Below are 4,252 nucleotides of genomic sequence, written 5' to 3' on the forward strand. Positions count from 1 at the left end.
CAGCCCCTTGCCCTGCTCCGCAGAAGTCCGATTCCTCCCCCGCCTGAAGGCGGGGATCTCCTCGGAGGTATCCGATGAACGCGGCCCAGGCGGCGGCCGGCATGAGGAGAGCCGGGCCGGTCCTGGTCTTGGAGTCGCGTATGCCAACGTACGCCACGACGTTTGCCACCTCGACGCAGTTGGTCCCGTTCTCTCCGCTGTAGGAGGACTTGAACCAGGGCGATTCGTCGGCCACTTCTCGGACCGTCGGGTACGCATTGATGGCTATGTCCATTCTCTTGCCAACCGTTCCAGGAAAGCAGGGGTCTCAACAGGGCTGAGTGCGCTCGCGCTCATCGCGTCGAATCTGCGCGTGTGTTTCCAGACCTCAGTGTCCTTGTCGACGATGTTCACCGATTCGACGAAGTCGGTTTGGACGACTGTTGCCACCGGCGAAGCGAAGTCCAGCAGCGTGAAGTTGGTACTGGACCGGAAGGTCGGCGTAGACCAAGGAAGGATTTGCACCGTCACGTTGTCGAGCTGGGACAGTTCAATGATGTGCGCACACTGCTCACGCATCACCTCCGGTCCACCCAGCGTGTTACGGATGGCCGCCTCGGCCATGACGACCCAGAGCTCCAGTGGGTCCTTGGATCTGGTGATCATCTCCTTGCGTTCCATGCGCAGTTGGAGACTGCGCTCGACAAACTCGGTCGTCCTCTCCTCGACAGGCTTCGCGGTCTCGAACATCGATCGTGCGTACCGCTCCGATTGCAGCAGCCCGAACACGACCAGCGGCTGCCAAGCACGTACCCGACGCGCATCGCGCTCCAGGCCGACGAACATCGTCATGCCGGATGGCAGGACGTTCCGGAACGGGATCCACCAGTCGCGACTCAACGAGTCGCGTTGGATCTGAATCAAGAACTCGACGTCCTCCTCGTCCTCCACCCCATACCGCTCACACAGACTGCGAAGGTCGGACACCTTGTCGAGGCTCGTCGTCCCGTGCTCGACGCGCCAGAGCTTCGTATCGCTGAAGCCCAACCCCTTGACCGCTTCCTCCAGCGACAACCCGGCCCGGTCACGGAGCCGTTTGAGCTCCTTGCCGAGCTGGATCCGCCGGATTGTCGGCCCCGTTTTGACTGCCATGCGCGCGCCCTCCCGTGCCCTGCGCGGCAGCGCCCGTGTCCTGCTCGGCAGTGCTGCTGGACAGCTCCGAAGTACCGGCGCCCACCGGCCCGTACCCCATGCCCACCGCGCAAAACCCCGTGCCCTGCACGCCAAATATGCCAGTTCGGCGAAAACCTCACCGTGGCTTGCGCACCAACTTTTCCACGCTCCAAGCTGGTTGTGCCACCGGATCGCTACGTTCGGTAGTGAGTTCCCATGCCACGCTCCAGAGTAGGAACCGCGCATGCACACCCACATTCACGCCCTGGCGCTGATGCTCAAGCCCAACGGCACCGTGCTCGCCGTGTCATCGGCCGACAACCGGGCTGATCGGAACTTCCGCCTTCCCGGGGGCGCCGCCACCGGGGCCCAGCCCACCTGGGAGGCCATGGTCCGGGCCGTGGAGGTGCAAACCGGCCTGACCGTCCCCCCGATCCGGCTGGTCATGACGGACCTGATCCCCGGCGACCAGCGGACCGGTTCCCCCACGCGTATCGACTTCGTCTACCGCGTACCGACCCTCGCCGAGGACGTCCGCATCCGGCTTCCGCGCCCGGTGGACGGCCGACGGGCCGCCCTCGCCGCCTATAAATGGCTCGGCCAGGACGAGTTGGACGACTACTGCACCGCATACCAGGCCCGCCGGATCCGGGTCGCCCTGCGTGCCGCCCGCACCGGCACGTTCGCCGAACTGCACGCGGGACAACCCGCCTGCGCGGCCGCGGCGTAGCGGGTCAGGACGGCGCGCCCGAGGTGAAGCGGCGCAGCAGCGGCGACAGCACCAGCACCGACTTGGTGCGCTCGACGAACGGCTCGCCCGCGATCCGTTCCAGTACGCGCTCGAAGTGCCGCATGTCGGAGGCGAAGACCTGGACGATGGCGTCGGCCTCACCGGTCACCGTGGAGGCGGATGCCACCTCCGGGTAGCGCGACAGTCCCCGGTGGATCGCCTCGGGCGAGGTGTTGCGGCGGCAATAGAGCTCGATGAAGCCCTCGGTCTCCCAGCCCAGCGCCGCTGGATCCACCCGGACCGTGAAGCCGGTGATGGCGCCTTCGGTGCGCAGCCGGTCGACGCGCCGCTTGACCGCCGGAGCGGACAGGCCGACCTCGGCGCCGATGTCGGCGTAGGAGCGCCGGGCATCCTCGGCCAGGGCGTGGACGATACGTTCGTCGAGCTCATTGAGTCGCACTGCGGGTGGATCACTTTTCTACGGGGACCTGCTGCTGCCACCAGAAGTAGATCACGTGCCCGGAGTACCGGCAGCCTCCTCGTGGGCCAGCCGCGAGCGCCGCATGCCGTAGAGGAAGTAGACGACCAGCCCGGCGGCCAGCCAGCCGCCGAACACCTTCCAGGTGACCGCGTGGAGCCTGGTCATCATGAACAGGCACAGGCCGAAGCCGATGGCCGGGAAGACCGGCGCGAGCGGCACCCGCACGCCCTTGCCGAGCGGCAGCCGGACCCCGGAGAGCGGCACCCGGAAGTTGCGGGGCATGTCGGGGCGCTTGAAGAACAGGACGATGACGGCGACGTTGACCAGGGCGAAGGCGAACAGCGTGCCGATGCTGGTGGCGTCGGCGAGCTGGTCGAGCGGGACGGCCGCGGCGAGTATGCCGCAGAACAGCGAGACGATCACGGTGTTGGCGACCGGGACGCCCCTGCGCGGGCTGACCTTGGCGAAGGTCTTGGGGACCAGGCCGTCCCTGGCCATCGCGAAGAGGATGCGGGTCTGCCCGTAGAGGACGGTCAGCACCACGCTGGCGATGGCGATGACGGCGCCGGCCGCGAGGAGGACGGACCAGAAGCCCTGGCCGGTGACGTCCTTCATGATCCCGGCGAGCGCCGCTTCGGAGCCCTGGAAGTCGCCCCAGGGCATGGCCCCGACCGCGATGGCCGCGACCAGGACATACAGCGCGGTGACGATCAGCAGCGAGAGCATGATCGCGCGGGGCAGGTCGCGCTTGGGGTTCTTGGCCTCTTCGCCCGCCGTGGAGGCGGCGTCGAAGCCGATGTAGGAGAAGAAGAGGCTGGCGCCGGCCGCGCTGACCCCGCCGAGGCCGAGCGGCATGAAGGGCGCGTAGTTGCCCGCCCGGATGCCGGTGAAGGCCACGGCGCAGAACAGCAGCAGGGCGACGATCTTCACCCCGACCATGATCGCGTTGGCGCGGGCGCTCTCCTTGGCTCCGCCGAGCAGGAAGGCCATGCACAGCAGCACCACCAGCAGCGCGGGCAGGTTGAAGACTCCCCCGCCGGCGCCGGGCGGGCTGGCGAGCGAGGCCGGGATGGTGACATGGAAGATGCCGTCGAGAAGCTCGTTGAGGTACTGGCCCCAGCCGACGGCGACGGCAGCGACCGAGACGCCGTACTCGAGGATCAGACACCAGCCGCAGACCCAGGCGATGAGCTCGCCGAGGGTGGCGTAGGCATAGGAGTAGGAGGAGCCCGAGACCGGAATGGAGCCGGCCAGCTCCGCGTAGGACAGGGCGGAGAAGAGCGCGGTGACTCCGGCGATGACGAACGAGATGACGACGGCCGGGCCGGCCTTCGGCACCGCCGTGCCGAGCACCACGAAGATGCCGGTGCCCAGGGTCGCCCCGATGCTGATCATCGTCAGCTGCCACATGCCCAGCGAGCGCCGCAGCGTGCCGCCCTCGCCCTGGCCGCCCTCGGCGACCAGGCGCTCGACCGGCTTGCGGCGCATCAGGCGGGCGCCGAAACCGGCGGGCGCCCGGCGGACGGCGGGGGGCGCTGTGCCTTGGTCCAACACGTGGTGGCTCCTTGATCGCTGCGAAGTCGAGCGCGGTGACCGAAGGCAAGGCGGAGCGAACCCGGATGGATGGGGGAACCGCCGAGCAAGCGGTACCCGCCACTCCACGTACAGCGCAGACCCTATGAGGTGGGTAGTTGCGCTCGTAATGCACCATTATTGCGTATGTGTGTGCGAACGTTGCGTCGCGGAGCCCGTAATGCGTGATCGTTGCACCGCCGTGTCATGAATCGGTACGCGAGCAACAAAAACGAGCGGCAAAAAGGGGCGCGGCCCGGAAACCGGACCCTGTTGGTTAATCCGGGCCTTGCTGTTTCGCCCCGTCGATCTTCTGG

The 4,252-nt window shown here is 67.5% G+C and carries 5 protein-coding genes; 1 reads left to right on the top strand and 4 read right to left on the bottom strand.

The features are described 5' to 3' along the window. Both ABCR83_RS32245 and ABCR83_RS32250 read right to left on the bottom strand, forming a co-directional pair. Positions 1-274 (bottom strand): DUF397 domain-containing protein (locus ABCR83_RS32245; protein ID WP_462698813.1); only part of this gene is annotated, 274 nt, incomplete at its 3' end. Beyond that, positions 265-1,131: a helix-turn-helix domain-containing protein gene (locus ABCR83_RS32250; protein ID WP_462698814.1), complete on the bottom strand. Its 867-nt coding sequence runs from the start codon at positions 1,129-1,131 to the stop codon at positions 265-267. The genes ABCR83_RS32245 and ABCR83_RS32250, both read right to left, overlap by 10 nt. 265 nt (positions 1,132-1,396) lie before the next feature. On the opposite strand from ABCR83_RS32250, the gene ABCR83_RS32255 reads away from it, so the two are divergent. Continuing rightward, a complete protein-coding gene (locus tag ABCR83_RS32255) occupies positions 1,397-1,882 on the top strand; it encodes an NUDIX domain-containing protein (protein ID WP_462698815.1) in 486 nt (161 codons plus the stop codon). A 4-nt stretch (positions 1,883-1,886) separates the two neighbouring features. On the opposite strand, the gene ABCR83_RS32260 is transcribed toward ABCR83_RS32255, so the two are convergent. Together ABCR83_RS32260 and ABCR83_RS32265 are read right to left on the bottom strand one after the other, a co-directional pair. Further along, entirely contained in the window at positions 1,887-2,342 is a 456-nt protein-coding gene (locus ABCR83_RS32260) for an Lrp/AsnC family transcriptional regulator (protein WP_462698816.1), read from the bottom strand. Positions 2,343-2,393: 51 nt separating this feature from the next. Next, positions 2,394-3,917, bottom strand: a complete 1,524-nt coding sequence (locus tag ABCR83_RS32265) for an amino acid permease (RefSeq protein WP_462698817.1) — start codon at positions 3,915-3,917, stop codon at positions 2,394-2,396. Between the last annotated feature and the right edge of the window lie 335 nt (positions 3,918-4,252).

The organism is Streptomyces xingningensis (genome assembly GCF_054957865.1).

What these genes read in the sequence shown, in the direction of transcription:
- ABCR83_RS32250 (WP_462698814.1), bottom strand. Translation starts at nt 1,131, where the DNA reads ATGGCAGTCAAAACGGGGCCGACAATCCGGCGGATCCAGCTCGGCAAG.
- ABCR83_RS32255 (WP_462698815.1), top strand. Translation starts at nt 1,397, where the DNA reads ATGCACACCCACATTCACGCCCTGGCGCTGATGCTCAAGCCCAACGGC.